Source organism: Microbacterium sp. SL62, assembly GCF_026672635.1.
Lineage (GTDB): Bacteria > Actinomycetota > Actinomycetes > Actinomycetales > Microbacteriaceae > Microbacterium > Microbacterium testaceum_A.
Window position 1 is genome coordinate 3,192,642 of sequence record NZ_JAPPRM010000001.1, and the last position, 25,510, is coordinate 3,218,151.

The 25,510-nt window shown below is 70.9% G+C and carries 26 protein-coding genes and 1 pseudogene; 14 read left to right on the forward strand and 13 right to left on the reverse strand.

The genetic code is table 11. From position 1 onward, the window contains the following. Nucleotides 1-17 precede the first annotated feature (17 nt). Both OVA26_RS15330 and OVA26_RS15335 read left to right on the forward strand, forming a co-directional pair. Entirely contained in the window at nucleotides 18-1,130 is a 1,113-nt protein-coding gene (locus OVA26_RS15330) for an alpha/beta hydrolase (RefSeq protein ID WP_268104724.1), read from the forward strand. 29 nt (nucleotides 1,131-1,159) lie between these two features. Then, complete coding sequence (locus tag OVA26_RS15335; protein ID WP_268104725.1) at nucleotides 1,160-2,089, forward strand: LLM class F420-dependent oxidoreductase; 930 nt, start codon at nucleotides 1,160-1,162, stop codon at nucleotides 2,087-2,089. A 4-nt stretch (nucleotides 2,090-2,093) separates the two neighbouring features. Here OVA26_RS15335 and tadA read toward each other — a convergent pair whose 3' ends face one another. Then, complete coding sequence (tadA, locus tag OVA26_RS15340; RefSeq protein WP_268104942.1) at nucleotides 2,094-2,525, reverse strand: tRNA adenosine(34) deaminase TadA; 432 nt, start codon at nucleotides 2,523-2,525, stop codon at nucleotides 2,094-2,096. Nucleotides 2,526-2,613: 88 nt separating this feature from the next. Here tadA and upp point away from each other — a divergent pair, with 88 nt between their 5' ends. Further along, nucleotides 2,614-3,246, forward strand: a complete 633-nt coding sequence (upp, locus tag OVA26_RS15345; protein WP_056224019.1) for a uracil phosphoribosyltransferase — start codon at nucleotides 2,614-2,616, stop codon at nucleotides 3,244-3,246. Here the strand turns inward: upp and OVA26_RS15350 are convergent. Beyond that, nucleotides 3,231-6,792, reverse strand: a pseudogene (locus OVA26_RS15350) (TM0106 family RecB-like putative nuclease). The gene upp and the pseudogene OVA26_RS15350 sit on opposite strands and share 16 nt — an antisense overlap. Nucleotides 6,793-6,901: 109 nt before the next feature. Between OVA26_RS15350 and OVA26_RS15355 the strand changes: the two are divergent. Then, nucleotides 6,902-8,962, forward strand: a complete 2,061-nt coding sequence (locus OVA26_RS15355; protein ID WP_268104726.1) for an NAD(+) synthase — start codon at nucleotides 6,902-6,904, stop codon at nucleotides 8,960-8,962. Nucleotides 8,963-9,001: 39 nt separating this feature from the next. On the opposite strand, the gene OVA26_RS15360 is transcribed toward OVA26_RS15355, so the two are convergent. After that, entirely contained in the window at nucleotides 9,002-9,499 is a 498-nt protein-coding gene (locus OVA26_RS15360) for a DUF427 domain-containing protein (RefSeq protein WP_268104727.1), read from the reverse strand. A gap of 100 nt (nucleotides 9,500-9,599) precedes the next feature. On the opposite strand from OVA26_RS15360, the gene OVA26_RS15365 reads away from it, so the two are divergent. The 4 genes from OVA26_RS15365 to OVA26_RS15380 all read left to right on the forward strand — a co-directional run bounded on the left by OVA26_RS15365 (nucleotide 9,600) and on the right by OVA26_RS15380 (nucleotide 11,650). Next, nucleotides 9,600-9,797 carry a hypothetical protein gene (locus tag OVA26_RS15365; protein WP_056224026.1) on the forward strand — a complete coding sequence of 66 codons (198 nt, stop codon included), beginning with the start codon at nucleotides 9,600-9,602 and terminating at the stop codon, nucleotides 9,795-9,797. Then, complete coding sequence (locus tag OVA26_RS15370; RefSeq protein ID WP_156371548.1) at nucleotides 9,794-9,937, forward strand: hypothetical protein; 144 nt, start codon at nucleotides 9,794-9,796, stop codon at nucleotides 9,935-9,937. Before OVA26_RS15365 ends, OVA26_RS15370 begins: the two co-directional genes overlap by 4 nt. 75 nt (nucleotides 9,938-10,012) lie before the next feature. Further along, nucleotides 10,013-10,957, forward strand: coding sequence for an aldo/keto reductase (locus OVA26_RS15375; RefSeq protein ID WP_268104729.1), 945 nt, complete (start codon nucleotides 10,013-10,015; stop codon nucleotides 10,955-10,957). A 135-nt stretch (nucleotides 10,958-11,092) separates the two neighbouring features. Further along, nucleotides 11,093-11,650 carry a phosphorylase family protein gene (locus tag OVA26_RS15380; RefSeq protein ID WP_144785973.1) on the forward strand — a complete coding sequence of 186 codons (558 nt, stop codon included), beginning with the start codon at nucleotides 11,093-11,095 and terminating at the stop codon, nucleotides 11,648-11,650. 24 nt (nucleotides 11,651-11,674) lie between these two features. Here OVA26_RS15380 and OVA26_RS15385 read toward each other — a convergent pair whose 3' ends face one another. The 7 genes from OVA26_RS15385 to OVA26_RS15415 all read right to left on the reverse strand — a co-directional run bounded on the left by OVA26_RS15385 (nucleotide 11,675) and on the right by OVA26_RS15415 (nucleotide 18,721). Then, nucleotides 11,675-13,174: an MFS transporter gene (locus OVA26_RS15385; protein ID WP_268104731.1), complete on the reverse strand. Its 1,500-nt coding sequence runs from the start codon at nucleotides 13,172-13,174 to the stop codon at nucleotides 11,675-11,677. Nucleotides 13,175-13,255: 81 nt separating this feature from the next. Then, nucleotides 13,256-13,438, reverse strand: a complete 183-nt coding sequence (locus OVA26_RS15390) for a hypothetical protein (protein WP_056224029.1) — start codon at nucleotides 13,436-13,438, stop codon at nucleotides 13,256-13,258. Between the two features lie 43 nt (nucleotides 13,439-13,481). Then, on the reverse strand, nucleotides 13,482-16,532 hold the full coding sequence (locus OVA26_RS15395; RefSeq protein WP_268104732.1) for an AAA family ATPase: 3,051 nt from the start codon (nucleotides 16,530-16,532) through the stop codon (nucleotides 13,482-13,484). Beyond that, nucleotides 16,529-17,683, reverse strand: a complete 1,155-nt coding sequence (locus OVA26_RS15400) for an exonuclease SbcCD subunit D (protein WP_268104733.1) — start codon at nucleotides 17,681-17,683, stop codon at nucleotides 16,529-16,531. Before OVA26_RS15400 ends, OVA26_RS15395 begins: the two co-directional genes overlap by 4 nt. Nucleotides 17,684-17,801: 118 nt before the next feature. Beyond that, nucleotides 17,802-18,119 (reverse strand): hypothetical protein, encoded by a 318-nt coding sequence (locus OVA26_RS15405; protein WP_268104734.1) that lies wholly within the window; start codon nucleotides 18,117-18,119, stop codon nucleotides 17,802-17,804. Between the two features lies 1 nt (nucleotide 18,120). Further along, nucleotides 18,121-18,330 (reverse strand): hypothetical protein, encoded by a 210-nt coding sequence (locus tag OVA26_RS15410; RefSeq protein WP_056224037.1) that lies wholly within the window; start codon nucleotides 18,328-18,330, stop codon nucleotides 18,121-18,123. Nucleotides 18,331-18,421: 91 nt separating this feature from the next. Next, entirely contained in the window at nucleotides 18,422-18,721 is a 300-nt protein-coding gene (locus OVA26_RS15415; RefSeq protein WP_056224039.1) for a GNAT family N-acetyltransferase, read from the reverse strand. A 435-nt stretch (nucleotides 18,722-19,156) separates the two neighbouring features. On the opposite strand from OVA26_RS15415, the gene OVA26_RS15420 reads away from it, so the two are divergent. The 3 genes from OVA26_RS15420 to OVA26_RS15430 all read left to right on the forward strand — a co-directional run bounded on the left by OVA26_RS15420 (nucleotide 19,157) and on the right by OVA26_RS15430 (nucleotide 21,179). Beyond that, nucleotides 19,157-19,873 carry a winged helix-turn-helix domain-containing protein gene (locus tag OVA26_RS15420; RefSeq protein WP_268104736.1) on the forward strand — a complete coding sequence of 239 codons (717 nt, stop codon included), beginning with the start codon at nucleotides 19,157-19,159 and terminating at the stop codon, nucleotides 19,871-19,873. 78 nt (nucleotides 19,874-19,951) lie between these two features. Next, nucleotides 19,952-20,941, forward strand: a complete 990-nt coding sequence (locus OVA26_RS15425; RefSeq protein ID WP_268104737.1) for a DNA-3-methyladenine glycosylase family protein — start codon at nucleotides 19,952-19,954, stop codon at nucleotides 20,939-20,941. 16 nt (nucleotides 20,942-20,957) lie between these two features. Next, nucleotides 20,958-21,179 carry a hypothetical protein gene (locus OVA26_RS15430; protein WP_268104738.1) on the forward strand — a complete coding sequence of 74 codons (222 nt, stop codon included), beginning with the start codon at nucleotides 20,958-20,960 and terminating at the stop codon, nucleotides 21,177-21,179. A gap of 1 nt (nucleotide 21,180) precedes the next feature. Here the strand turns inward: OVA26_RS15430 and OVA26_RS15435 are convergent, their stop codons facing one another. Next, nucleotides 21,181-21,642 (reverse strand): GNAT family N-acetyltransferase, encoded by a 462-nt coding sequence (locus OVA26_RS15435; RefSeq protein WP_268104739.1) that lies wholly within the window; start codon nucleotides 21,640-21,642, stop codon nucleotides 21,181-21,183. An 81-nt stretch (nucleotides 21,643-21,723) separates the two neighbouring features. Between OVA26_RS15435 and OVA26_RS15440 the strand changes: the two genes are divergently transcribed. Next, nucleotides 21,724-22,014, forward strand: coding sequence for a DUF4287 domain-containing protein (locus tag OVA26_RS15440; RefSeq protein ID WP_074695368.1), 291 nt, complete (start codon nucleotides 21,724-21,726; stop codon nucleotides 22,012-22,014). Here OVA26_RS15440 and OVA26_RS15445 read toward each other — a convergent pair. Beyond that, nucleotides 22,011-22,622: a MerR family transcriptional regulator gene (locus OVA26_RS15445; RefSeq protein ID WP_268104740.1), complete on the reverse strand. Its 612-nt coding sequence runs from the start codon at nucleotides 22,620-22,622 to the stop codon at nucleotides 22,011-22,013. The genes OVA26_RS15440 and OVA26_RS15445 overlap by 4 nt on opposite strands. Nucleotides 22,623-22,692: 70 nt before the next feature. Here OVA26_RS15445 and OVA26_RS15450 point away from each other — a divergent pair, with 70 nt between their 5' ends. Beyond that, nucleotides 22,693-23,205: a DUF4188 domain-containing protein gene (locus OVA26_RS15450; RefSeq protein ID WP_268104742.1), complete on the forward strand. Its 513-nt coding sequence runs from the start codon at nucleotides 22,693-22,695 to the stop codon at nucleotides 23,203-23,205. Nucleotides 23,206-23,209: 4 nt separating this feature from the next. Continuing rightward, complete coding sequence (locus OVA26_RS15455; RefSeq protein WP_268104743.1) at nucleotides 23,210-24,070, forward strand: sulfurtransferase; 861 nt, start codon at nucleotides 23,210-23,212, stop codon at nucleotides 24,068-24,070. A gap of 40 nt (nucleotides 24,071-24,110) precedes the next feature. Here OVA26_RS15455 and OVA26_RS15460 read toward each other — a convergent pair whose 3' ends face one another. Further along, a complete protein-coding gene (locus OVA26_RS15460) occupies nucleotides 24,111-25,433 on the reverse strand; it encodes a flavin monoamine oxidase family protein (RefSeq protein WP_268104744.1) in 1,323 nt (440 codons plus the stop codon). Between the last annotated feature and the right edge of the window lie 77 nt (nucleotides 25,434-25,510).

Here is a 25,510-nt window from a genome sequence, read left to right on the forward strand (position 1 = left end):
GACACGGAGGACTAGCGATGACTCTCTTCGACGGCATCACCGCGCGCCTGGTCGAGACCGACCGGCTGGGTGTGAACGTGCTCGAGCGCGTCGGTGACGACCCCTCCACCTCTCCCGAGCACACGGTGGTCTTCGTGCACGGCAACGTCGCCTCCTCGCTGTTCTGGCAGGAGATCATGCAGGACCTGCCGAGCGAGCTACGGGTGATCGCGGTCGACCTGCGCGGCTTCGGTCGCACCGAGCACAGCCCGATCGATGCCACGCGCGGCGTCCGCGATTTCAGCGACGACCTGCACGCGACGCTCGAGGCCCTCGGCATCTCCACCGCCCACCTCGTCGGCTGGTCGATGGGCGGAGCCGTCGTGCTGCAGTACGCGCTCGATCACCCCGTCCTGTCACTGACCCTGCAGTCGCCGATCTCGCCGTACGGGTTCGGCGGCACGCGTCGCGACGGCTCCCGTCTGAGCGACGAAGACGCGGGCGCGGGCGCGGGCGCGGCGAACCCCGACTTTATCCAGCGCCTCATCGACCACGACACCACCGACGAGGCCCCCACCTCTCCCCGCTCCGTGTTCCGCAGCAGCTACGTCGCCGACGGCTACCGGAGCGAGCACGAGGACGTCTGGGTCGAAGCGATGCTGTCGACATCCACGGCCACCGGCAACTACCCGGGCGACTCGGTCACCACCTCGACCTGGCCGGGCTTCGCCCCCGGGACGACGGGAGTGCTGAACGCCCTCGCGCCGAAGTACTTCGACGTCTCGGGCATCGTGGACCTCGCTGAGAAGCCGCCGATCCTGTGGATCTACGGCACCGCCGACGCGATCGTCTCGGACACCTCGTTCTCGGACGTCAACCACCTCGGCGCGCTCGACGTGGTCCCCGACTGGCCCGGCGCCGACGTCGCACCCGCGCAGCCGATGGTCTCGCAGACGCGCGATGTGCTCTCGGCCTACGCGGAGAAGGGCGGTGAGGTCGCCGAGGTGCCCGTCGAGGGCGCCGGACACTCCGTGCACCTCGAACGCCCCGCGGTCTTCCGCCAGGCGCTGCTGACCCACATCGGCTACGTCGGTCGCCCCGCCGACCCGGCGCCCCCGACCGAGGCGATCATCCTGCGCTCGGCCGACTGACCCATCCCCGACCCGCCCCGGAGGTCCCCGTGGAGTACTGCCTGTTCACCGAGCCCCAGCAGGGCTTCTCCTACGACGACCAGCTCGCTTTCGCGCGCTCCGCCGAAGAGCACGGTCTCGACGGGTTCTTCCGATCCGACCACTACCTGCGCATGGGCGAGGGAGATCCGCGCCCCGGCCCCACCGACGCGTGGACGACGCTCGCCGGCCTCGCCCGCGAGACCTCGCGGATCCGCCTGGGCACCCTCGTATCGTCCGTGACCTACCGGGTCCCGGCGATCCTCGCGATCCAGGTCGCCCAGGTCGACGCGATGTCGGGCGGCCGCGTCGAGCTGGGGCTCGGAACGGGGTGGTTCGAGCGCGAGCACCGCGCCTACGGCATCCCGTTCCCGCCCAAGCGCTTCGATCTGCTCGAAGAGCAGCTCCAGGTCGTGACGGGTCTCTGGTCGACCCCGGATGCCGACACCTTCACGTTCCACGGCGAGCACTACGACCTCGACGAGGCGCCGGCGCTCCCGAAACCGGTGCAGTCCCCGGTTCCGGTGATCGTGGGCGGGGGCGGCCCGAAGCGCACCCCCGCACTGGCCGCGAGGTACGCCACCGAGTTCAACATCGGATTCGTCTCGGAGGACGTCGTGGCCGAGAAGTTCGCCGTCGTGCGCGCCGCGTGCGAGACGATCGATCGTGACCCGGGCACGCTGAAGCTCTCGGTGGCCCTTCCGACCGTCGTCGGGGCGGACGACGCCGAGATCGACCGCCGGCTCGACGCGATCGGCCGCACCCGCGAGCAGCTCGACGACGGAGCGAACATCATCGGCACGCCCGCACAGGTCGCCGAGAAGGTCGAGCGGCTTCGCGCACTGGGCGCCGAACGGGTCTACTTCCAGCTGATGGACCTCCGCGACGTCGATCACGCCGATCAGATCGGCGCGGAGGTGCTTCCGCTCCTCCCCCGCTGAGTCGTCAGCGGCGATCCTCGAAGAACGCGCGCAGCCGGTTCGAGGCCCCTTCCTCCTCGACTCCGCCGACGACCTCGACGCGATGCGGAAGCCGCCGGTCGCGCAGGACGTCGTACAGGGAGCCGGCGGCTCCGGCCTTGGCATCCCACGATCCGAAGACGACCCGCTCGATGCGCGCCTGGAGGATCGCACCGGCGCACATCACGCATGGCTCGAGGGTGACGACCAGGGTGCAGTCGGCCAGGTGCCACGTGCCCAGGCGGCGGGCGGCTTCGCGCAGGGCGACGACCTCGGCGTGAGCCGTCGGATCGCCCGTGACCTCGCGCAGGTTACGCCCTTCACCGATGACCTGCCCGGCGGCATCCACGACAACGGCGCCCACGGGGACGTCGCCGCCGGCCGCCGCGGCGTCGGCGAGGGCGAGGGCGCGTCGCATCGCGGTGAGGTCGTGGGCGGTGGGCGTCACGGGATCTCCGGAGAAAGACGGGCGGTGGTCTGCGGGTGGAGCGGTTAGCCTTGAGCCTATGCGTGTCCACGTCGCCGACCACCCGCTCATCACCCACAAGCTCACGGTGCTGCGTGACGTGCAGACGTCGTCGCCGGTGTTCCGCCAGCTCACCGAGGAGCTCGTGACGCTCCTCGCCTACGAGGCGACCCGCAACGTGCGCGTCGACCCGATCGAGATCCAGACCCCGGTCACCACGACCATGGGCGTCAAGATCAGCGAGCCCCGTCCGATCGTCGTCCCGATTCTGCGCGCCGGGCTCGGCATGCTCGAGGGCATGGTGAAGCTCCTCCCCACCGCCGAGGTCGGCTTCCTCGGCATGGTGCGCGACGAAGAGACCTTCGAGCCGACGACCTACGCCGAGCGCCTTCCCGACGACCTCAGCGACCGCCAGTGCTTCGTGCTCGACCCGATGCTCGCCACCGGCGGCTCGCTCGGCGCGGCCATCAACTTCCTCTTCGCGCGCGGCGCGCAGGACGTCACCGCGATCTGCCTGCTCGGCGCCCCCGAGGGTGTCGCGGCGATCGAGAAGCAGGTCGAGGGACACGACGTGACCCTCGTGCTCGGCGCCGTCGACGAGCGCCTCAACGAGAAGGGCTACATCGTGCCCGGCCTCGGAGACGCGGGCGACCGCCTCTACGGCACGGCCTGAGCGCCCACCAACCGCGCGAAACCGCTGAGCCGCGCGACCCCCTCGGGGGTCCGCGGAAGGTCGTCGAGCAGAGCGGGTGAGTACACCACGTAGGCGGCCTGCATCGCCCGCGAAATCGCGACGTTGATGCGGTTGCGCAGCAGGAGGAACTCGAGCCCGCGAGGGGCCTCCCGCCCCGATGAGGCGGCGAGCGTCAGGATCGCCACGACCGCCTCCTTCCCCTGGAACCGATCGACCGTCCCGACCGGGACGTCGGCGAAGCCGGCCGCGGCCAGCGCCTCCTCGACGGCGACCTGCTGGGCGTTGTACGGGGTGATGACGATGATGTCGTCGGCCCGGAGCGCGCGAGGTTCGTGCACGGTGGCGGCATCGCCCGCCCCTCCCTCGGCTCCCGTCCACTCACGTCCGACGAGCTCGGCGACCAATCGGGCGACCTCGGCCGCCTCTTCGTTCGAGAACGTCGCATTCCCGCTGTGGCGCACCGGAACCACGTGCACCCCCGGTTCGACGCCGTCGAGGCGGCGCAGAGCGGTGGAGGGGTGCGCGGCGAGGCGACCCTCGTACGACAGCCGCGACACCGGCTCGGCGACGGCGGGGTGCATGCGGCGCGTGCGGGCGAGGAAGTAGCCGAACTCCTCGGGCACCACCTCGGCTCCGTCGATGATCCACCCGAGCGCCGAGGTGTCGACGGGCTCGGGGTGCGTGCCCTGACTGACCTGCGGCAGCTGCTGGGGGTCGCCCAGCAGAAGGAGGCGCCGCGCCGCGAGCGATACCGCGATCGTGGACGCGAGCGAGAACTGCCCCGCTTCATCGATCACCAGCAGGTCGAGACTTCCGCGGGGGATCCGGGTCTCGTGGCTGAAGTCCCACGCGGTCCCTCCGACGACGAAACCGGTCGCGGCGTTCTCGCCGGTGAACGCCGCGATCCCGTTCTTCGGCAGAACGGTGAAGGAGTGCGAGACGCCCGGGTCCTTCGGAGCCTTCCCGACTCGGGATGCCGGCACCCCCGCCGCGATGACCTGATCGAGCATGTGCTCGACGGTCGCGTGCGACTGCGCCACGACCCCGACGCGGTACCCGCGATCGGCGACGAGGCGGGCGATGACGTGGGAGCCGACGTAGGTCTTGCCCGTGCCGGGAGGGCCCTGCACGGCCAGGTAGCTGTGGTCCAGGTCGGCCACGCTCCGAGCGATCGCCGCCACGTCGTCGTCGCCGCCGCGGCCGTCGATGCTGGTGACCGGGGCGAGAGCGCCCGAGAGCGTCCGCGGTGGGACCCGGCGGAGGATGTCGGCCGCGGCTCCCTGCGGGATCTCCGGGGCCGCCGCGAGGACGGCGTCGGCCCACGCGTCGATCGCCTTCTGCTGGTTGCCGGCGCGGGGCGGCGCGGGCGGGGTGAGGGCGAGCGGCAGGTCGTCCCAGGTCACTCCGTCGGCGGCGATCTCTTCGACGATCGCCCCGTCGTCGAGAACCTCGCGAACGGTCGTGCGGCGCGCACCGTGGGCGCGCACCGTGGATCCACCGCGGCCGTGTCTCGAGCGGGAACGGCGCGGGCAGATCGTAGACGGCGAAAGGTCCGGCGTCCGCGCTCAGGCGCGTCCCGGGGGCGACCTCACCGCGCAGCTCGACGAGTCGGCGCTGCGAGCCCCGGCCCGACTCGGGGACATGCCAGTCGGCGACCACCCGGGAACGTGCGGCATCGACCACCACGACGTCACGCGTGTCCTCCCACACCGACAGTGGCTCGCGCAGACGCAGGAAGTGCGTGGCCCAATAGGTCTTCTCTTCGCGCGGGTAGTAGTCGATGGCGGCAGCGGCGAGACGGAGCGCCGTCGCATCGGGCTCGGCGGCGTCGGCCGCCCACCTCTGCAGGGCCGTGGCGCGCGGCGAGGGCTCGTACGCCTGCTCGTCGGGCTCGGCCCCTCGCGCCGGGACGGCGCCCGACTCGCGGGCGCGCTCGACCAGCCAATCGCGCAGTCGCCGGGTCGACACGCAGTCGTAGCGGTTGTAGTCGGCGAGATCGTCGAGCACGCGCTGCGCGGCGGTCGTGTCGCCGTCGGCGGCGAGCGCGCGGGCCTCGACGTATTTCACGATGGAGTCGTCTCCGCGCTGGACGTCGCTCGTGCGCACCTCGTCGCCCATGTAGAGGGGCTCGAGCTTCTTGATCGAATACGAGCGCGAGCCGACCCGCAGGGCTCGCCGGACGACCGGGTACAGGTCGACGAAGACGCCGTCGCGCAGGAGCCGATCGACGTCCGCCTCTCGAACGCCGTAGCGAGCCGCCATCGTGAGCAGATGGGTCGGTTCGTAGGGGGCGTAGTGGTAGATGTGCATGCCCGGGTAATGCTGACGGCGCAGCGCCACCATGTCGAGGAAGCGCTCGAGGGCCGCTCGCTCCTCGTCAAAGGTATGCGCCCACAGGGCCCCGTAGGTTTCGCGAGAGTCGACCCAGCCGAAGAGGTAGTCGATGCCCCAGTGCTCACCGACCCCCTCGGTGTAGAGCGGGTCGCCCTCGAAGTCGAAGAACAGATCGCCGTGGTCGGGCCGGGGAAGCACCCCGAGCGATTTCGGCGCGACGACCTCGAAGGTCGGCACGGCGGAGGTGGGGGCATCGCCACCCGGGACCCCCGCCGGGCTTTCGAGCTGCAGACGCGCCTGCGTGCGGAGGGACGCGAAGGTGTCGGCGCTCATCGCGGCGGGAGCGGCCGGAGCGGCCGCCAGCTGGTCGATCGTCTCGATGCCGCCGGCACGGAGCCGATCGCGCTGGACGGGGCGCATGCCGGCAACCAGGAGCAGGTCGCGGTGCGCGACGACCTCGAGCTCGCACGTGGCGCACCGACCGCACGCGATCACCCCGAGATCGCCGCGCGCATCGCCCCAGGCGATCGCCGGCCCGGCGACGCCGAGCTCGACCCTCCGGTCGGCGATCAGCGCGCGCAGGCGCTCCCGGCGCAGACCGAAGACCGGGAGGAGGTCGTCGACGCGGTGCGTGCTCGTCGAGCCGTCGCCGAGCAGCAACTGCACCTCGTCTGCGCGCGGGACGCCGAGACGATCGAGCTGATCCACGTAGGCGGCGAGCTGCATGAGCGCGGTCACCCGGGCCCGACGCGCGAGCTTCGTGTCCTGCACGATCCACCGACGCGTTCCCTCGGGCGACGCGTCGGACTCGCGGACGAGGAAGTCGGCGAACCCCACGAACTCATCGGTGGCGAAAGCGGCCTGGTACACCACCTCGACGGACGGGTCGGCCAGAGCCTCGTCGGTGAGGCGCACGGCTTCGGCGAGGGCCTGGGCGTCGGACGATCGGGCCGCCGGGATCTCGCGCACCGCCGCGCCGAAGCGGGCGCGGTCATCGTCGAGCACCCGCAGCTCGTGCGCCGTTCCCAGGCGGGCCGCGCGTTCGAGGGTGGCGTCCTCGGGGTCGTCGACGGGCGCGACGCGACCGATCTTCGCGTCGATGGTGCGCAGCCACGCGAACTCGCACTCCGCCGCCGCCTTGAGGTCGCTGGCGCTCCAGACGATTCGCGCCTCTTGCTCGATGTACCGCATGGTCCTCAACGCTAATCGGGGCCACCGACATCGGGTTCCGCCATCCACAGGCCGGCCTCCTCTCGCAATCCGACCGCCCGGTGTCGGACCGTGCTGACAGACTGAGGGGGTGATCACCGACCTGCCGTTCGAGAACGTGTACCGGCACGGGTTCGCGCGCGTCGCGGCGTGCACGATTCCCGTCGCGGTCGCCGACCCCGCCGCCAATGCCGACGCCGTGCTCGACTCCGCGCGCGCGTGCGACGCCGAGGGCGTCGCCGTCGCCGTCTTCCCGGAGCTGTGCCTCACCGGCTACGCGATCGACGACCTCGTCATGCAGGATCCCCTCCTCGATGCCGTCGAAACCGCTGTCGAGCGCCTGGTGCTGGCATCCGCCGATCTTCTTCCGGTGCTCCTCGTCGGCGCGCCGCTGCGCCACGGCAACCGCCTGTTCAATTGCGCGCTCGTGATCCACCGCGGTCGGGTGCTCGGCGTGGCCCCCAAGGCGTACCTGCCCACCTATCGCGAGTTCTACGAGCACCGCTGGTACGCGCGCGGAGACGACCAGGTCGGTCAGCACATCCGCGTCGCCGGCGAGACGGTGCCGTTCGGACCCGACCTGCTGTTCGAGGCGGCCGACGTACCCGGTCTCACCCTGCACGCCGAGGTGTGCGAGGACGTCTGGGTGCCGATCCCGCCGTCCTCGGGGGCGGCGCTCGCCGGGGCGACGGTGCTCGCCAACCTGTCGGGCAGTCCCATCACGATCGGGCGTGCCGACGATCGGAACCTGCTGTCGCAGTCGCAGTCCATGCGGTGCCTCGCGGCCTACGTCTACGCGGCCGCGGGCCAGGGCGAATCGACCAACGACGTTTCGTGGGACGGCCAGACCATGATCTACGAGGGCGGGCACCTGCTCGCCACGACCGAGCGCTTCCCCGACGGACCACGGCGCAGCGTCGCCGACGTCGACCTGGACCGTCTGCGACAGGATCGCCTGCGGCAGGGCACGTTCGACGACAACCGCCGCACCACCGGCCCCGCGTTCCGGACGGTGTCGTTCGAGCTCGCCCCGCCCGCGACCGACCTCGGTCTGCGCCGCGCCGTCGACCGCTTCCCCTTCGTCCCCGACGATCCGGCTCGCCTCGCGCAGGACTGCTACGAGGCGTTCAACATCCAGGTGTCGGGCCTCGTGCAGCGGCTCCAGGCCATCGGCGACCCGCGTCCGGTTCTCGGTGTGAGCGGCGGACTCGATTCCACGCACGCGCTGCTCGTGATCGCCCGCGCCATGGACCGGATGGGGCGTCCGCGCAGCGACATCCTCACCTACACGTTGCCCGGGTTCGCCACGAGCGAGAAGACCAAGCGCAACGCGATCGCCCTCGCCGAAGCCGTCGGCGCCTCGATCGAAGAGATCGACATCCGCCCGGCGGCGAGCGAGATGCTCTCGCGCATGGGACACCCCTTCGCGGCGGGGCAGCCCGTCCACGACGTCACGTTCGAGAACGTCCAGGCGGGGCTCCGCACCGACTACCTGTTCCGTCTGGCGAACCAGAACAACGGGATCGTCGTCGGCACCGGAGACCTGTCGGAGATCGCGCTCGGGTGGTCCACCTACGGCGTGGGCGACCAGATGAGCCACTACTCGGTGAACCCCGGCGTTCCCAAGACGCTCATCCAGCACCTCATCCGCTGGGTGATCTCCTCAGGAGAGCTCAGCGATGAGACCGTCGACGTGCTCCAGTCCGTGCTCGACACCGAGATCAGTCCCGAGCTGGTGCCCGCCGGCCAGGACGGCCGCATGCAGTCCACCGAGGACCGTATCGGCCCGTACAACCTGCACGATTTCACGCTCTACCACGTGCTGCGCTTCGGCTTCCGACCGTCGAAGATCGCCTTCCTCGCAGCTCACGCCTGGAGCGATCAGGATGCCGGCGCCTGGCCCCCCGGCTACCCCGAGGCAGGGCGACCGGTGTACGACCTCGTCACCGTGGCGAAGTGGCTCGAGGTATTCCTGAAACGGTTCTTCGGCTTCGCACAGTTCAAGCGCACCGCGATCCCGAACGGACCCAAGGTGTCGCCCGCGGGCTCGCTGTCGCCGCGCGGCGACTGGCGTGCACCCTCGGACGGCAACGCCCGCGTGTGGCTGGCCGACCTGTACGCGGCCGTGCCGGAGGCGTTCCCGAGCGAGTGAGTCCGCGGTCCGCGTGCGACCCCACCCGCTGGCGGGCCCTTACCAGCCCATCGACCCCGGAACGCCCTTGAACGGGCCCGCGAGGTCGCTCGTCACCCACCCACCGTAGAAGCCGCCCGGCTGCGGTTCGACCGTCTCGCCGCCCAGCACGACGCGATCCATCGGGTCCGCGTACACGGCGACCCGGTCTTCGAGGATCTCGTACCCGGGCATGGGGTGCGGATAGTTCCAGGCGGCGCGAGCGGCGACCGCTCCCCCACCCCCGTGGACATCGAAGTACCGGGCTCCCCCCTTGAACTCGCAGAACGACGCGCCCTCGCCGAGGGTCAGCGCATCGCCGAACGCCGCGATGGGCACGTAGTACACCGGCGGATGGCTGGTCTCGAGCACACGGACGACGTCAGCGGTATCGGCGATCCGCACGCCGCCGAAGTCGATCTGCACGCGCTTGCGGACGCGCTCCACGCGCGGTGGGCGGGGGTAGTCCCACACGGATTCCTGGCCGGGACGAACGGGGTCGGGTACGGGACGCGCCATGCGCCCACGGTACGCCGCGATCCGCATACTCGGGCGATTCCCCGTATACCGGCTCAGGAGGCGCACAGCTTTTCGGTAGCCTGGTGACCGAGGGGGCACCGTGAGCGAACAGAAGACCACGCACGACGGCCGGCGATATCGCGTCTACCAGATCGTCGGCATCGTGCTGGCCGTGCTCTTTCTCGCTCTGGGTGTCGCCGCCTATTTGGCCGGCGGAGGACCCATCATCGCCGCCATCGCCGTCATCGGAGGACTCGCCGTGCTCATCGTCTCGATCGTCATGATGGTGCGCTCGTGAGCGCCCCCGAGACCCCCGGCGGCTCCGACGGGAAGAAGAAGTACCCGGCGGGCACCGTCGTCATCTGGATCGCCGGTGCGGGCATCGGCCTGTGGCTGCTCATCAGCGGCCTGATCGGCATCCTGTCCGGAGGCAGCTGAACCGGCGCGTCGCGGGAATGCCCTACGACGGTGATCGTTGACCTCCACGTCACCGATTTCGACAGGAAGGGCATCATGACGCGTATCGGACGCAGCGACCTCGACATCCTCCCCCTCTCGCTGGGCGGCAACGTCTTCGGCTGGACCGCGGACCGCGACACCTCGTTCGCCGTTCTCGACGCGTTCCACTCCGGTGGGGGCGACTTCATCGACACCGCCGACGCCTACAGCGCCTGGGTGCCCGGCAACTCGGGCGGTGAGAGCGAGACCCTCATCGGCGAGTGGCTCGCCTCGCGCAAGCCCGAGAATGTCGTCGTGGCGACGAAGGTCAGCCAGCACCCTCAGTTCCGCGGGCTGAGCGCGAAAAACATCCGTGCCGCCGCGGAGGCGTCGCTGACGCGTCTCGGCGTCGACACGATCGACCTGTACTACGCGCACTTCGACGACACCGACACCCCGCTCGAAGAGACCGTGGCCGGCTTCGCCGATCTCGTGACGGACGGGCTTGTGCGCTACGTCGCGGTGTCGAACTACACCGCGGCCCGCATCCGCGAGTGGATCTCGCTCGCCGAGGCCGCCGGCGTCGATCTGCCGGTCGCGATCCAGCCGCACTACAACCTCGTGCACCGCACCGAGGTCGAGAACGACATCGTGCCCGTGGCCGAGCAGTACGGCATGTCGCTCGTGCCGTACTACGCCCTCGCCAGCGGGTTCCTCACCGGCAAGTACCGCTCGGCGGATGCCACGGGCGATTCGCCTCGCGCGGAGGGTGCGGCGAAACTCGCCACTCCCGCAGGGCTGAAGCTGATCGACGCCCTCGAGGAGGTCGGTGACGCGCACGGTGCCTCCGTCGCGGCGACGGCACTGGCCTGGTTGCGCCTGCAGCCCACCGTGGCCGCCCCCATCGCGAGCGCCTCGAAGGTGGAACAGGTCGCCGACCTGCTCGCCAGCGCGTCGCTCGAGTTGACAAGCGACGAGCTCGCGCACCTGTCGGCCGCATCCGAGCCCGCACAGGGCTGAGCGACGACTCTCCCCTTCGCGTGAACGCCCGCCGCACGCGGAGCGCGCCCACGGTGCGTGTTCCGGTGCGGCGGGCGTTTCGTCGCGGGGGGGCAGGCGGCGCGAACGCGCTGCGGCGTCGGCGACAATGGTGGGGTGAAGCTCCTCGTCGCCGCCCATGCGTCCGAACTCATCGCCTTCGAGGCGGAGATCCCGGGGTTCGAGCGCCTGCTCACCGGAGTGGGCAAGATCCCGGCCGCCTACGCGTTGACGCGGGCCCTGTGCGCGGGCGATTACGACGAGATCGTCGTCGTCGGAACCGCCGGAGCGATCGACGACGACGTCCAGGGCGGCATCTACGACATCGCCGCGGCAATCCAGCACGACGTGAAGGGCCTCGACGGCGCCTTCGGCGAGCACGTTTCGCTCCCCGCTCGCGTCGAGACCGGTCACGAGGGCATGGTCATCGCCACGGGAGACCATTTCGTCGACGATGCCGAGACCGTGCGGCTCATCCGCGGCCTCGGCGGGAGTCTCGTCGACATGGAGTCCTACGCGCTCATCTGGGTGGCGCAGCAGTTCGGTGTGCCCATTCGCATCCTCCGTGCCGTGTCGGATCGCGCTCAGGACGGCGCGACCGAACTCTGGGACGATGTCGTGGAACGGTGCAGTCACGAGCTCCGCGCTGAGATCCGCACCCGCTACGGCGTCTGAGCGCGCCCGCGGCCCCGCCTGCGCTCAGGGCGTCTGCGAGCCCGAGCGCGCTCGACCCGCGAGGTCGGTGACCCCCACGACGAGCGCGAGCGCCAGGAAGACGCCGACCGTGATCATGCCCGACGCGTAGGCGTCGTGGTACAGCACGGCCATGTCGTCGACGCTGCCCTGCTCGCGGTAGACCGTCGCGTAGAACAGGGCGAGGGCGATGGCCGTGCCCACGGCCGTGCCGATGCGCTGCCCCAGCTGGCCGACGGATCCGGCGACGCCACCGCTCTTGACCGGGATGTCGGCGAGGGTGAGCGTCTGGTTCGGCGAGATGACGAGTCCGCCTGCGAAACCGCCGAACGTCATGACCGCCGCCATCGCCCAGGGGGTCCACCCGGGGTCGGTGAAGAGGGCGACCAGGACGAGCCCACCGGCGGTGGCGACCATCCCCAGGATCCCCCAGACGACGAGGGGGCGCCCCAGTCGAGTGACGAGGTTGCCGCCGATCCACGAGCTGCCCGCGGATGCCACGGCGAAGCCGATCGTGACCATTCCCGCGAACACGGGTTCGAGGCCGAGTCCTCCCTGGAGGAACAGGGTGCCGAGAAGGAACATCGCGGGAACGGCCGAGAAGTAGGCGGTCGAGATGAGCACGCCGTTGCGGTAGGACGAGAGGGAGAAGATCGAGAACGGCATGAGCGGCATCCGGCCGCGCTCCGCGTATCGCCGTTCCCAGAAGACGAAACCCGCGGCGAACACGACCGACGCCACGAGGAACCACCAGCGGTGCGGGTTGTCGTCGGGGCTCCCCGTCGTGAACAGGAACGGCCACATCAACGACAGGATCGTCAACGCGAACAGCACGACGCCGACCGGGTCGAGATCGAGCTTGCGGTGCGATGTGGTGCGCGTGTCGGGAAGCAGCCACGCCGCCAGGGCGATGACGATCGCGACGAGCGGGACGTTGATCCAGAAGATGAGCCGCCAGCCGTCGGTGTCGCCGCCGATGGCGATGAGCAGACCGCCCAGGGTCGGACCGAAGGCGGTCGCGATGCCGATCGTGGCACCGAAGAGCCCGAACGCGCGGCCTCGCTCTTTGCCCTGGAACAACTGCTGGACGAGCCCGAGCACCTGGGGCATCTGGATGCCGGCCGCGACGCCCTGCAGAAGGCGAGCGACCAGGAGCACGGTGGTGTTCGGCGCGAGCGCGCAGGCCAGGCTCGTCACGAGGAACAGTGACAGGCCGACGAGGAAGAGCATCCGCCGAGAGCGGAGGTCGCCCAGGCGTCCGGCCGGCACGAGGACAAGGCCGAAGGTCAGGATGTAGCCCGAAACCACGAGCTGCAACTCGGTCGGGCCGGCGTTCAGTGCCGCCTCGATCGAGGGGAGTGCGACGTTGACCTTCGTGAGGTCGAGGATCGTCAGCGCTGCGACCGCGACCGCGACCCAGTAGGCACGCCACCGATGCCGCGGCGACAGCACGATGTCACGCGTGGGGGGATGGGCGGAATCCGTGGGCGCAGAGGGAGGAGTCATCGACGCCGACGGTACTCCGGGGGTCGGACACCGGACCCGGGCTTGCGCGCGGGGGCATCTCGTCCTCTGCGGACGCGGGGGTCAGTCGACGTCGCGGCGGGCGAAGACCGCGCGCAACACGAAGAACACGATCACGGCGACGACCGCGACGGCGAGGAGGCGGAAGGCGAAGGCGATGAGCGAGAACAGGATGTTCACGAGCACCCACGCGATGATCACGGCGACGACGACGCCGAGGATGGTCCAGAGGGTGCTTTTGCGCATGCGTCCAGCCTAGAGCCGGTGACCGGGGCTGCCGGCCGTGCTCTCAGCCGAGAGTCGCACCCACCCCCTGTCGGATCACACTCGGGCCTCGGGGCGTCGCCGTGACGTGCAGCTGAGCGGGCAGCTGGTCTTTCATGGCCGCGACATGGCTGATGACTCCGACAGTTCGGCCTCCCTGCCGCAGTTCGTCGAGCGTTCTCATGGCGAGGTCGAGGGTGTCGTCATCGAGCGATCCGAATCCCTCGTCGATGAAGAGCGTGTCGAGCCGGATGCCGCCCGCTCGCGCCGTGACCACCTCGGCCAAGCCGAGAGCCAGCGCGAGCGACGTGAGAAACGTCTCGCCGCCCGACAGCGACTGCGGGGGGCGACTCTGCCCGGTGAAGGCGTCGACCACCTCGAGTCCCAACCCGCTCGCGGCACCTCGGGCGGCCAGGGCGTCGCTGTGCTGCAAGCGGTACCGGCCGGACGACATGTGGTCGAGCCGCAGATTGGCCGCGGCCACGATCTCTTCGAGCTCGGCCGCGAGCACGAAGGTCTCGAGCGTCATCCGACGCGTGTTCGGGGCGCGCCCGGCCACGGTGTCGGCGAGGCGGGCGATCACGGCGTGCTCGTCGGAGAGCGACGCCACCGCCGTGTGCCCCGCGTCGGCGCGCTGCGCGAGGCCCCGCAGACGGTCGGCCAGCGCGCGAGCCGAGGCGTGCGCCGCGGACGAACGCTGGACGGCCTCACGCGCCTCGGCGACGGCGAGCGCGAACGGAGCCAGGTCGACGGGCTCGTCGGGGGCGTCGACGAGGAGCAACTCGAGATCCAGCAATCGCTGGCGGACGGAGGCGACCGCCGCGTCGTGCTCCGCGATCGCGGTGTCGAGGCGGTGCCGCTCCGACGCCGGCCGGAGAGCCCGGGTCACGGCCTCGACGTCTGCGAACGGGCTGTCGGCCACGAGGCCCGCGACGATCGCTGCGGTCTCGCTCTCCTGCGCGATCGCGGTCTCGAGCAGATCCTGCGCGGCGACGAGCTCGCGCACCGCTTCTCGTCGGGAGCGAAGGTCGCGCTGCCGCTCGGCCACGCTGTCGGAATCTCCGCGCGCCGCGGCGACCTCGACGCGCAGGATCTCGATCCGCTGCTCGGTGAGCGCGAGGGACTGGCGGGTGTTCGCGAGCTTCTCCGAGAGGCCGTCGATACGCTCGGCGATCGACGCATCGAGTTCTGCCACCCGCGCCCGTTCCTCCTGCACGCGCTCGTGCTCGTCGACCTCGACCTCAGCCGAGGTGAGGGCCTCTTCCGTCTGGGCCAGACGCTCCTCGAGGACCTCGACGCTCTCTCCGCCCGCGAGAGCTGCGGCCAGCGTGTGCGCGTCACGCGCGACGCGCGCGGCGTCGGAGGCGAGTCGGTCCTGCTCGACGGCGACGTTCTTGCGATCTTCGGCGGCGTTGATCTCGTCGTCGGACACGGGAGCATCGTCACCGCGCGCGGGGTGCGGATGCTCGCGCGCTCCGCACACGGCGCACGGTTCGCCGTCGACCAGATCGTGGGCCAGCTCGACGGCGGCACCCGCGAGACGACGGCGGAGAAGGGCGGTCCAGGCGTCGACGGCACGCTGCACCTCGTCGGCACGGACGAGAGCCGCCAGATCCGCTCGTTCGCGTTCCTCGAGCAGGGCCGCGGCGCGGCGCGCGGCCTCGAGCCGGCGAATCACGTCGTTTCGCGCGGTCGCCGCGGTCGACTTCCGGGTCTCCGCTCCGGCCAGTCGCATGAGTCGCTCATCGAGGCCGCGCAGAAGCTCCGGAACCTCGAGTCGCCCGTCGATCAACGCGTCCCGATCCGCGGTGGTGCGGGCGAGGAGCGCGGTGAACCGGTCGGCTTCGGCGACGAGCTCGTCAAGTTCGACCTCGGCGGCGAGTGCCGACTCGCCCCGGGCGAGCAGGGCGGTGATCTCGTCGTCGCGGGCGACGAGCTCTGCCCGGTCGACGCCGACCTCGAGGGACAACGCGGAGCCGACCGGCTCGCCGAGCCGACGGGCCTTCTCGATCGCGGCGCGGGAGCGGTCCCGGGTGGAGGCGAGCCCCCTGCGCGCCGACTCGGCCGCCTCGATCGCGCCGCGCAGAGTCTCGGCCTCGGCCGCGGCGGAAGACTCATCGCGCGCGTCGGACATCCGGGCGTCGTCCGCCTCGAGGGCCGTCAGGCGAGCGCGGAGACGTGCGCGATCGTGTTGCCGCTCGGTGAGGGCGGTCGCTTCGCGCTCGGCGATCAACGCCCGATCGAGACGCGCGTTGCTGTCGTCGCGTTCGCGCGCAGCCGACTCGACGCGGTAGTCGGCGCGTTCCACCGCTCGCACGACCCGAGCGACACGATCGCCGACTCCGAGCGCTGCACCCGCGTCCGATTTACCTTCGACCGCGTCGATCGTCGAGGCCTCGGTGTCGAGCTCGAGGGCGAGACGCTCGGCTTCGTCGAGGAGGGTCGCGACCTCGACGCCCTCGGTGGCGAGACGCTCGGACGCGCGCTTGCGGCGTTCGTCGAGATCGGTCGCGTACTGCTCGAAGGACCTGGTACCGAACAACGTTCGAAGCAGGCTCAGTCGTTCGTCGTTCTTGGCGAGGAGGAAGCGCGCGAAGCGGTTCTGCGCCAACAGGATGACCTGGAGGAACTGCTGCTGGGTCAGACCGAGGATCTCGTCGAGACGAGCGGCGACATCGACCGGACGCGCGGCCACGCCCGTCCACCCTTCGGGAGCGAGGATCTCGAGCAGCGCCCGATGAGGCTCTTTCGTCGTCCCGCCCCCGCGTCGCTTCGGCCGCTCGAACTCCGGAGACCGAGTGATGCGCCAGCGCTCGCCCTCGGCGCTGAACTCCAGTGTCACGCGGGTCGGGTCGTCGGGCTCGCAATGGTCACTGCGCAAGCGGCGCTCCGCACCGTCGTACCGCGGAACGCCCCCGTACAGGGCGTAGCAGACCCCGTCGAGCACGCTCGACTTGCCGGCTCCGGTGCGTCCCGTGATGAGGAAGATGCCGTCCGCGGTGAACACGTCGAAGTCGACGGTCTGCGCCTCGAGGAACGGCCCGAACCCCTCGAGGACGAGGCTGTGGAGCTTCACGCCTTGGCCTCCGCGACGGACCGGGCGTCGAGCACCTCGCGGATCAGGGCGCGCTCGGCCTCGGAGGCCCCTTCTCCCTCGCGGACGTGGGCGAGGAAGGTGTCGATGACCTCGCCGTCGTCGCGCGCGGACCGCACCCGTCGGGCGTACCCCGATCCGTCGTCGGGCAGGGTCTGAGCGGGGAGGTGGACGACCGTGGCGCACCAAGGGAAGCGCGCCTGCAGTCGGCGCATGGGATCGGGCTGCGGAGTGGAGTCGGTGTACTCGGCGCGCACCCAGTGCTCGTGGAAGTCGGCGAAGCGATCGTCGGTCAGGAGTTCGTCGAGGGGGGCACGGAGGGTGACGAGCGGGCGGGGAACGGGCAGGTCGAGCCAGGTCACGTTCGCGACCCCGTCGGCGTCGAGATCCACCAACCAGGATCCGCGCGGTTTGCCCGCCTCACCGAAGCTGTAGTGCACCGGCGCTCCGGCGTACCGGACGCGGGTGGAGATCTGCTGGCGACCGTGGATGTGTCCGAGGGCGACATAATCGGGCCCGTCGAAGGCGGAGAGCGGAACCACGTCGAGACCCCCCTGGCGGATCTCGCGCTCCACCCCCGGCGTCGCGTCGACGCCTGCGGCGAAGCAATGAGCCGCCACCACCGAACGCCCACCGCGCTCGGCGAGGTCGGCGCGGACGAGGTCGAGGGCGTGCTGCATGGTCTGTGCCTGGCTGCGCAGTTCGACGCCCTCCCAGAGGTGGCGCACGATGGCGGGCTCGAGGTACGGGATGCCGTAGAAGTGCACGGGGCCGTGCGCGTCGTCGATGGTCACCGGGGTACCCACGGCGTGAGGGTCGGTGACGACCGTGATCTCGTCGCGCAACAGAGCGGACTGGAAGCCGAGACGGGCAGCCGAGTCGTGGTTGCCGCTCGTGACGATGACACGTGCTCCGGCTGCTGCCAGCGATGCCAGGGTCGACGTCAAGACCGGATAACAGGCCGCCGAGGGGGCCGCGGAATCGAAGACGTCGCCCGCGACGATCACCACGTCGACGGAGTTCTCGCGCACCTGCGCGACGAGGGCGTCGAGGACGCCGCTCAGCGCATCGAGGGTCGAGTGCCCGTGGAAGGAGCGCCCGATGTGCCAGTCGGAGGTGTGCAGGATCCGCATGCAGACACGGTACGTCGCACCTCCGACATCGGCTCGCAGCAAACGCCCGACCCGACGGGTTCGTCCCACGGAAAAGCCCCGCCGCCGGGACTTTCCGGGGCGGGGCGTTCTCGAGGGATCAGGAGCCCGAGACCTCCGCGGCCAGGGCGCGGATGCGGTCGTCGCCCAGGTCGAGGCCGATGTCGCGGAAACGCTGACGCAGCACGTCGGCGATGCGCTCCTCGCTCTTGTCGCCGACGTCGGCGCGTGTCTGGACGACGACGCCGGCGATGCGCGCCTGGTCGTCGGTCGGGTGGGTGTCCATGGCCGGTTCCGACTGCTCGTCGGGCCGCGAGATCTTGCGATCGCGGTGCACGGCGCCGCCGACCGAGTCCGCGGCGTCTGCTCCCCCGTCGGGGCCGCTGGTGGGCTGGGGCGCCCGAGTGTCATCCGTCATGTCAGTCCTCCGTGCTCAGGTCGGGGTCGATGCCCTGGCTGGCGGCATCCCCCTCGATGGGGTCCGAGGGCTCCGCGTCGTTGAGGCGCGGCGAGCCCTTCGCGTGCTCGTTCTGCTCTGCGGTCTCACCGTCGGCGACGGCACCGCTCTCCCACCCACCGGGAGGGTCGGCGTTGATGACACCCTCGGGCAGGTCGCGGTCGTCTGTCATGACTTCCCCTTTCGACGCGACCAGCTTCGTCGTGCGGGCGGAGGACCCGGCAGGGGTTGACGGCCGGACGCGGTCTGCGTAGGCGCTCGGTTCAGGAGGCGGGTCGCTGGTGCAGGATGGCCGCCCGCTCGGGGTGGGCTTCGAACCACTCCCCCACGTACCAGCACACGGGCAGGATCTCGCGGTCGCCCGCCGCCTCGATCGCGTCCACCGCGCGCTCGGTGATCACGGCGGCGTAGCCGTGTCCGCGGAAGGTGGGGATGGTGAAGGCGCGGGTCAGGGCGACCGTGCGCCCGTCGTCGCGATAATCGAGGACCGAGACGAGGTCGTCTCCGTCGTGCAACGTGTAGCGGGACGCGGTCTTGTCGTCGGCGAAAAGCAGGTCGGCCATGACGGAGAGGCTACGCCGCCCTCGATGGACGGGCTCCGTCGCGGCAGAGTGCACGGTGCGACGGCCCAGGAGGCCGCGAAACTGAGCATGGTGCGCGCCTCTGACGGCATCGATGCCGATTTGACGAGGTCGGACACGCTGCGTCATAATCCCCCCATGACTCTCAACGCGCGTTCTCTGTCCGCCCGGGAGGCGAACAGGACTGCCGGCATGATGATGCCCGGCCGCGTTGCGATGTGTTGTCGAATGTGCCGCTAACAGCGACCCTCGCTCGGACCACCTCGGTTTCTGAACACCGACGTCGTCCCTCGGCCGCCTGACGTCCGCGTCGATCACGCGTACCCCGGCACCGCACTCCGGCCCTCCGGCCTCTCCCTCCCGTCGAACCCCGCTCTCGTTGACGCCCGGGTTCACACACCCAAGGATTCTCTCCTCATGTCGATCTCCGCCGTTCTCGACCGCCCCTCCACCGCCCGTCCCGCCGCCCGCGACACCGCTCCCCACGCGACCGCAGCGTCAGCCCCTGCGGCTCGCCCCGCCGCCCCCGCCACCACCGCCCCGCGGGGCTTCGCTCTCTACGTCGGCATCGACGAGGCGAAGGCCGCCGCCGCCGGCGTCAGCCTCGGTACTCTCGTCGAAGCCCTCCGCCGCACGCTCGGCGAGCTGGCCCCCGCCGCCGAGACCTACGCGACGGTCGCCCTCGCCCCGGTCGGGTCCGGTGGCCGCGACGTGGACGTGGTGCGTCTCGCCCTGCACGAGCCGTCGGCGATCGCACGCACCAAGGACGAGCCCGCCGAAGAGGACCGCGCGCCGGGAGGCGTCGTGGTCGACATCTCGCGCAAGCGCGTGCTCATCGACGGCGAGTCCGCTGCGTTCACGTTCAAGGAGTTCGAGCTGCTGCAGTACCTCGTTCTGCGCGAAGGCCGCACGATCGAGCGCACCGAGCTGGTGGCATCCCTCTGGGAGGGCTCGACCGACGATGACGCCCCGGGCGAGCGCACCATCGACGTGCACGTGCGGCGCCTGCGCGCGAAGCTCGGCGTGTACGAGGACATCGTGCGCACCGTGCGCGGCGTCGGGTACCGCTTCGACCGCCACGCCGACGTGTCGATCCGCTACGGACACGGCACGCCCTCGCCCGACCGGTTCTGACGCCTCTTCCCCCTCCGCGGGAGCGGATTCTGCGGGACCGGATGCCGCGATGTCGGCGCTCGGACGTAGGGTGTCGGCATGAGGTCGATCGGGGTTCGCGCGCATCACGCGCCGCGTGAATTGGTCGCCCCCGCGGGCGATCCGATCGAATCGGAGTATCGCCCCGCCCGTCCGGTCGACATCGGCCGTACCGTCGCGGCACAGCGTCACGGTGCGAACGACCCCACGTATTTCGCCTCGCAGCCGCTCTCGGCCGGCGGCGTCGTCTGGCGGGTGAGTCGCACCCCCCTCGGGGTCGCCACCCTCGCCTTGCGCATGCGCGTCGGCGGCGCGGTCAAGGCCGCGGCGTGGGGGCCGGGAGCCGAGTGGGCTCTCGACCAGTTGCCCGCGCTGTGCGGTCGCGACGACGATCCCGACGGTTTCGACGCGTCGCGGCATCCGTCCGTCGCCGAGTGGCATCGCCGGCACCCCGACCTCCGCATCGGCCGCACCGACCTCGTCTTCGATGCGCTGGTCAGCGCCGTCATGGAGCAGAAGGTCACGAGCATGCAGGCCTTCTCCGCCTGGCGGAGCATCGTCACCTGGTACGGCGAGCGCGCTCCCGGTCCGACCCCTCGGCCGATGTTCGCTCCTCCCGATCTCGACGGATGGCGCTTCGTCCCCTCGTGGGCCTGGCATCGCGCGGGTCTCGAGCCGCCGCAGTCGCGCACCATCGTCGAGACGTCGCGCCGGGGTGCCTCCATCGTCCGTGCCGCCGAGGCGGCCGTCGACGGCGAGGGCCGCGATCGCGTCTTCATCAGCCTCCGCGGGGTCGGCATCTGGACGAGCGCCGAGACGCGGATCCGTGCTTTCGGCGATCCGGATGCCGTGAGCGTCGGCGACTACCATCTCTCCCATCAGGTGGGTTTCGCCCTCACGGGGCATCGCACCGACGACGACGGCATGCTCGAGCTGCTCGAGCCGTTCGCCGGGCACCGTCAGCGCGTCATCCGTCTGATCTACGCCGGCTCAGCGCTCGAACCGCGCCGCGGCCCGCGCCTGCACCCCGAGGATCACCGCGATCGGTGAGCCCTAGGCTGAGCCCATGACGCAGACGGGAACGGGCTGGCCACGCGGACGGACGTACTGGGTTCTCGGGAGCGTGCTCCTGCTCGGCCTGGGGGTGCTGTTCGGCCTCGTGTGGCAGAACGTGTGGCTCGGCGTCATCATCGCCGCCGCCGTGTCGGTCGGGTGGCTCCTCGCTTACGAATCGAGCCGCGGACGCAACGTCGGGGTGAACGACGAGGACAACGGCATTCAGCTCTAGGTCAGCGCTCGCCGGCGAGGTGGCTGCGCCGCATCGGCACGTGGGGAATGCCGTCCTCAGCGAAGGGGGCCCCCGACACGACGAAGCCGAACCGTCCGTACCAGGAGGCGAGGTGCGCCTGAGCGTCGAGCAGGATCGGGACGCCGGGAGCGTCGGCATCCAGGAGATCGATCGCCGCCCGCATGAGGTCGGCGGCGATGCCGCGCCCTCGAGCCGCGGGAGCGGTGGCGACCCGGCCGATGCGCGTGTTCCCGGCCTCCCGGAGAACGCGGAGCGTCGCGAGGATCTCGTCGCCGTCGGCGGCCCAGAACAACTCGGCGCCGGGCTCGATGTCGCGGCCGTCGATCTCGGGGTAAGCGGCCTCCTGCTCGACCACGAACACGGCCACTCGCATCCACAGGATGCGGTACAGCGTGAGCGGGGCGATGTCGGCGACAGCGGAACGATGCACGGTGACGACCATCCCTCGACCGTACAACGGCCGGCGAGGCCGATCCGCGCTCTCGCCTGGACCCCTGTCGGAGGTGCGCGCTAGCCTGCGGCCATGTCTTTCCAGGCGTATCTCGACAACATCGAGACCAAGACGGGTCTCACCCCGCGGCAGTTCGTCGCCCTCGCCGCCGAGCGCGGTTTCGGTCCGGGCACGAAGGCGACCCCGATCCTCGAATGGTTGAAGGACGACTACGACCTCGGGCGCGGCCACGGCATGGCCCTCGTGCACGTGATCACGAAGGGCCCGCAGATCGGCGACACGCACGTCGGCCGCAGCGGGCCGCACGGCGACAAGAGCGACACCCTCTGGCTCGACGGCGCGGCGTCGAATCCAAACCCTTAGCCTTCCGCCGAGAAGCGTCTCGACGCCGCGATCTGCTCGCCGACCCGCCGCAGGGCCAGAATGAGCGGCTCGACGAGTGCGGTGCCGAGCACGACGTAGCGCACAGCGTCGTCCATCGACGTCTCGGGTGTCGCGGCAAGCTCCGCCTCGCCGATCGCGGCGAGATGCGTGACGTAGCTGTCCATCACCGACGGCGGCACGGTGAAACCGGCGCGATCGAGTGTCGCGAGGGCCTGGGCGACGGCACGGAGCTGGTCGGGAAAACAGTCGACGGGTGATCCGCCCATGCGCTCGAGCAGCGCGGTCGCCGCGGTCAGGTCGAGGTCGCCATCGACCACCGGGGTCACGGCGGCATTGGCGGCGCCGAGCAGGTCGTAGGGATTCTCCGGCGGCTCTTCGAGCACGCCGATCACCTTGCGCACCCCCGCGATCCCGACGCCCGCGTCGACGAGCGCGCGGATGACGCCGAGGCGCTGCACATGCGAGGCTCCGTAGCTCGCCTGCGTCGGCGAGGTGCGCTCACCCTCGCGCAGCAGCCGCTCGCGCAGGTAGTACTTGATGGTGGCGACGGGTACTCCGCTGGTCGCCGACAGTTCCGAAATCCGCACCGCTCGCCCCTTGACTCGATAGCAGGACTATCCAACACTCGATAGTGACACTATCGAGCGAGGACGAGCCATGGCATCCATCAATCCGGGACGAACGACCCACCGCTACGACGGCGAACTCGTCGTGTTCCACATCGGCATGACGGTCAACAAGTGGTGGCGACCCGACCAGTGGATGCCGCTGATGGGCGACATGCCCAGGATGCTGCGCGAGCTGAGCACCGACCCCGACTCCGGGCTCCTCGGTTTCACGATGCTGCTCGGCTCCCGGGGTCCCTACCTCGTGCAGTACTGGTCGTCGCTCGACAAGCTCTACGCCTACGCCTCGGCGCCGGTCCAGGAGCACCGGCCCGCCTGGACGCGTTTCAATCAGCGGGCGCGGAAGAACCCCGGCGCGGTCGGCATCTGGCACGAGACGCACGTGGTCGAGCGCGCTGAGACCATCTACGTCGCAACCCCGCCGATGGGTCTGCCGCGGGCGACCGAGATCGTGCCCGTCGCCTCGCGACACGACCGGGCCCGGGCACGCGTGGCCGACGGTCGCACGGGTGGTGCCGCCGCACCCGCCGGAGCGACAGACTGAGGGCATGGCCTCGATCCTCACCACCGCCGAAGAACTGCACGACGCCCTGTCCGCGGGCCGCTACGCCGACGGCGGGCCCGTCCGAGTGCTCGACGTGCGCTGGCGACTGGACCGCCCCGACGGGCGGCCCGACTACCGCGCCGGGCACATCCCGGGCGCACAGTACGTCGACCTCGACCACGACCTGGCCACCCACGGCGCGCCGACCGAGGGCCGGCATCCGCTCCCCTCCATCGAGTCGTTCGAGCGAACCGCCCGCCGGTGGGGCGTCGACGAGGGGGACACCGTCGTCGTCTACGACGACCTGAAGAACATGTCGAGCGCCCGCGCCTGGTGGCTGCTGCGCGCGGCCGGGGTCGCAGACGTGCGCCTGCTCGACGGGGCGCTGACGGCATGGGCCGAGGCCGGCTTCGCGCTCGAGGAGGGGGATGCCGCGACTCCCGCCCCCGGCTCGATCTCGCTGGCCTACGGCGCGATGCCCACCCTCGCACTCGACGAGGTGGCATCCTTCGCCGAGGACGGCCTGCTGCTCGACGCGCGGGCAGGCGAGCGCTATCGCGGCGAGGTGGAACCCATCGACCCGCGCGCGGGACACGTGCCCGGAGCGGTGAGCGCCCCGACCGCCGAGAACGTCGGCGACGACGGACGCTTCCGCTCCCCCGACGACCTGCGTTCGCGGTTCCGGATGCTGGGGGCCGAAGACGGCATGAGCGTCGGCGTCTACTGCGGGTCGGGCGTGACGGCGGCGCACCAGGCGGTCGCCCTGACGCTCGCGGGCTTCGAGCCGCGGGTCTTCGCCGGGTCGTGGAGCCAGTGGTCGAACCACCCCGAGCTGCCCGTGGCGACGGGGCCGGAGCCGCGCTGAGGCCCGGTCTCCTCGACAGATCCAGGGACCGCCCGCGGAATCACGCCCACAGGTCGCTGACGGGGATCTCGCGAGCGAGAACGTTCTGCGCCGCCCGGTGTCCCGAGAGCAGTGCACCGGGGACGGTGGCGGGATCGTCACCCCACGTCGCCTCTCCGGCGAGATGCAGCACCCCGTCGACCGGGGTGGCGAGATCGTCGTGGTCGGCACCGACCGAACCGGGAAGCATGTACGCGTAGGACCCTCGCAAGAACGGGTCGTCCTGCCAGCGCGTGACGATCGCGCTCGTCGGATCGGGAACACCGTCGCCGTAGAGGCGGCGCAGCTGGACCATGGTCGACGCGATGATCCGCTCGTCGCTCCACTCGCGCGTCGCCACCGCGGCGGGACCCGCGGCGAACGTGAGCAGGGCGGGCTCGTCGTGAAGCCGCCCGAGGTCGTACCAGGAGTGCCACCACTCCCCCTCGTCGCCGAGCTGACGGATGCCGTAGACCCCGGCATCCCAGAATCGCTCGGCGAAGCGCAGCACCACCTTCTCGAAGGCGTTCATTCGGAGCAGCCCGAGCGCCCGGCGATGCGGCCGCGGGAGAGGGGGCACGATCACCAGGCCTCCGGCGTGCAAGACGCCGACGGGGACCGTGACCACGGCCTCCCTCGCCACGAACGTCCCGCGATCCGTGTCGACCACGACGCCGGTGGCCGAACGCTCGACGCGCGAGACGACGTGACCGAGACGGACGTCGAGACCCACCGCGAGGTTCGTCGCGAGCTCGTCGTAGCCCCGGGGGAAGACGACCTCGTCGCCGTCGACGGTGTCATCGTCGAGGCCGTGGGCACCGAGCTCGGCCATGCCGATGCCGTACTGCTCCTGAGCGCGGCGGTCGTTGTACTCCCGCACACGCTCCTTACGCTCGGCATCCCAGTCCTGCAGAGCGAGAGCACGCTCGACGACGTCCGCGTAGGTCGCGTCCGGCTCGGCGTCGCCGATGACGCGCGTGAGCGTCGCGTTGAGCGCGCGGATGTCTGCGGCGTATCCCGCCACCGCGTCGACGTCGAGGCGCCGACCCCGGGCGTCGAAGTACGCCAACGGGCGGGAGTCGGGCTGGTACCCGCCTACGGTGAACTCCACCATCGGCATGCCGAAGGCTCGCGCCGCGGCCGCGACGGGGCTATCGGTGATGCCGTGGATCCACGACGCGCCGCGATCGGTGACGTGGCCGCCGGAGCGATCGGTGAACACGCGCCCACCCACCCGGTCCCGCGCCTCGAGCACGACGACCCGGCGCCCGCCCCGCGCGAGGAGACGAGCGGCGGCGAGTCCCGAGATCCCCGCCCCGACGACCAGAGTGTCGACGGTTTCCATGGGCCCTCCCGCGTGCTCGATGTTCCGGCGACGCTACTGCGGGCGACGCGCTCTCGGCATCCGCCACTCTGGCGTGC

What these genes read in the sequence shown, in the direction of transcription:
- OVA26_RS15330 (WP_268104724.1), top strand. Translation starts at nt 18, where the DNA reads ATGACTCTCTTCGACGGCATCACCGCGCGCCTGGTCGAGACCGACCGG.
- tadA (WP_268104942.1), bottom strand. Translation starts at nt 2,525, where the DNA reads ATGCGACGCGCCCTCGCCCTCGCCGACGCCGCGGCGGCCGGCGGCGAC.
- upp (WP_056224019.1), top strand. Translation starts at nt 2,614, where the DNA reads ATGCGTGTCCACGTCGCCGACCACCCGCTCATCACCCACAAGCTCACG.
- OVA26_RS15360 (WP_268104727.1), bottom strand. Translation starts at nt 9,499, where the DNA reads ATGGCGCGTCCCGTACCCGACCCCGTTCGTCCCGGCCAGGAATCCGTG.
- OVA26_RS15375 (WP_268104729.1), top strand. Translation starts at nt 10,013, where the DNA reads ATGACGCGTATCGGACGCAGCGACCTCGACATCCTCCCCCTCTCGCTG.
- OVA26_RS15385 (WP_268104731.1), bottom strand. Translation starts at nt 13,174, where the DNA reads ATGACTCCTCCCTCTGCGCCCACGGATTCCGCCCATCCCCCCACGCGT.
- OVA26_RS15390 (WP_056224029.1), bottom strand. Translation starts at nt 13,438, where the DNA reads ATGCGCAAAAGCACCCTCTGGACCATCCTCGGCGTCGTCGTCGCCGTG.
- OVA26_RS15400 (WP_268104733.1), bottom strand. Translation starts at nt 17,683, where the DNA reads ATGCGGATCCTGCACACCTCCGACTGGCACATCGGGCGCTCCTTCCAC.
- OVA26_RS15405 (WP_268104734.1), bottom strand. Translation starts at nt 18,119, where the DNA reads ATGACGGATGACACTCGGGCGCCCCAGCCCACCAGCGGCCCCGACGGG.
- OVA26_RS15410 (WP_056224037.1), bottom strand. Translation starts at nt 18,330, where the DNA reads ATGACAGACGACCGCGACCTGCCCGAGGGTGTCATCAACGCCGACCCT.
- OVA26_RS15415 (WP_056224039.1), bottom strand. Translation starts at nt 18,721, where the DNA reads ATGGCCGACCTGCTTTTCGCCGACGACAAGACCGCGTCCCGCTACACG.
- OVA26_RS15420 (WP_268104736.1), top strand. Translation starts at nt 19,157, where the DNA reads ATGTCGATCTCCGCCGTTCTCGACCGCCCCTCCACCGCCCGTCCCGCC.
- OVA26_RS15425 (WP_268104737.1), top strand. Translation starts at nt 19,952, where the DNA reads ATGAGGTCGATCGGGGTTCGCGCGCATCACGCGCCGCGTGAATTGGTC.
- OVA26_RS15430 (WP_268104738.1), top strand. Translation starts at nt 20,958, where the DNA reads ATGACGCAGACGGGAACGGGCTGGCCACGCGGACGGACGTACTGGGTT.
- OVA26_RS15435 (WP_268104739.1), bottom strand. Translation starts at nt 21,642, where the DNA reads ATGGTCGTCACCGTGCATCGTTCCGCTGTCGCCGACATCGCCCCGCTC.
- OVA26_RS15440 (WP_074695368.1), top strand. Translation starts at nt 21,724, where the DNA reads ATGTCTTTCCAGGCGTATCTCGACAACATCGAGACCAAGACGGGTCTC.
- OVA26_RS15450 (WP_268104742.1), top strand. Translation starts at nt 22,693, where the DNA reads ATGGCATCCATCAATCCGGGACGAACGACCCACCGCTACGACGGCGAA.
- OVA26_RS15455 (WP_268104743.1), top strand. Translation starts at nt 23,210, where the DNA reads ATGGCCTCGATCCTCACCACCGCCGAAGAACTGCACGACGCCCTGTCC.
- OVA26_RS15460 (WP_268104744.1), bottom strand. Translation starts at nt 25,433, where the DNA reads ATGGAAACCGTCGACACTCTGGTCGTCGGGGCGGGGATCTCGGGACTC.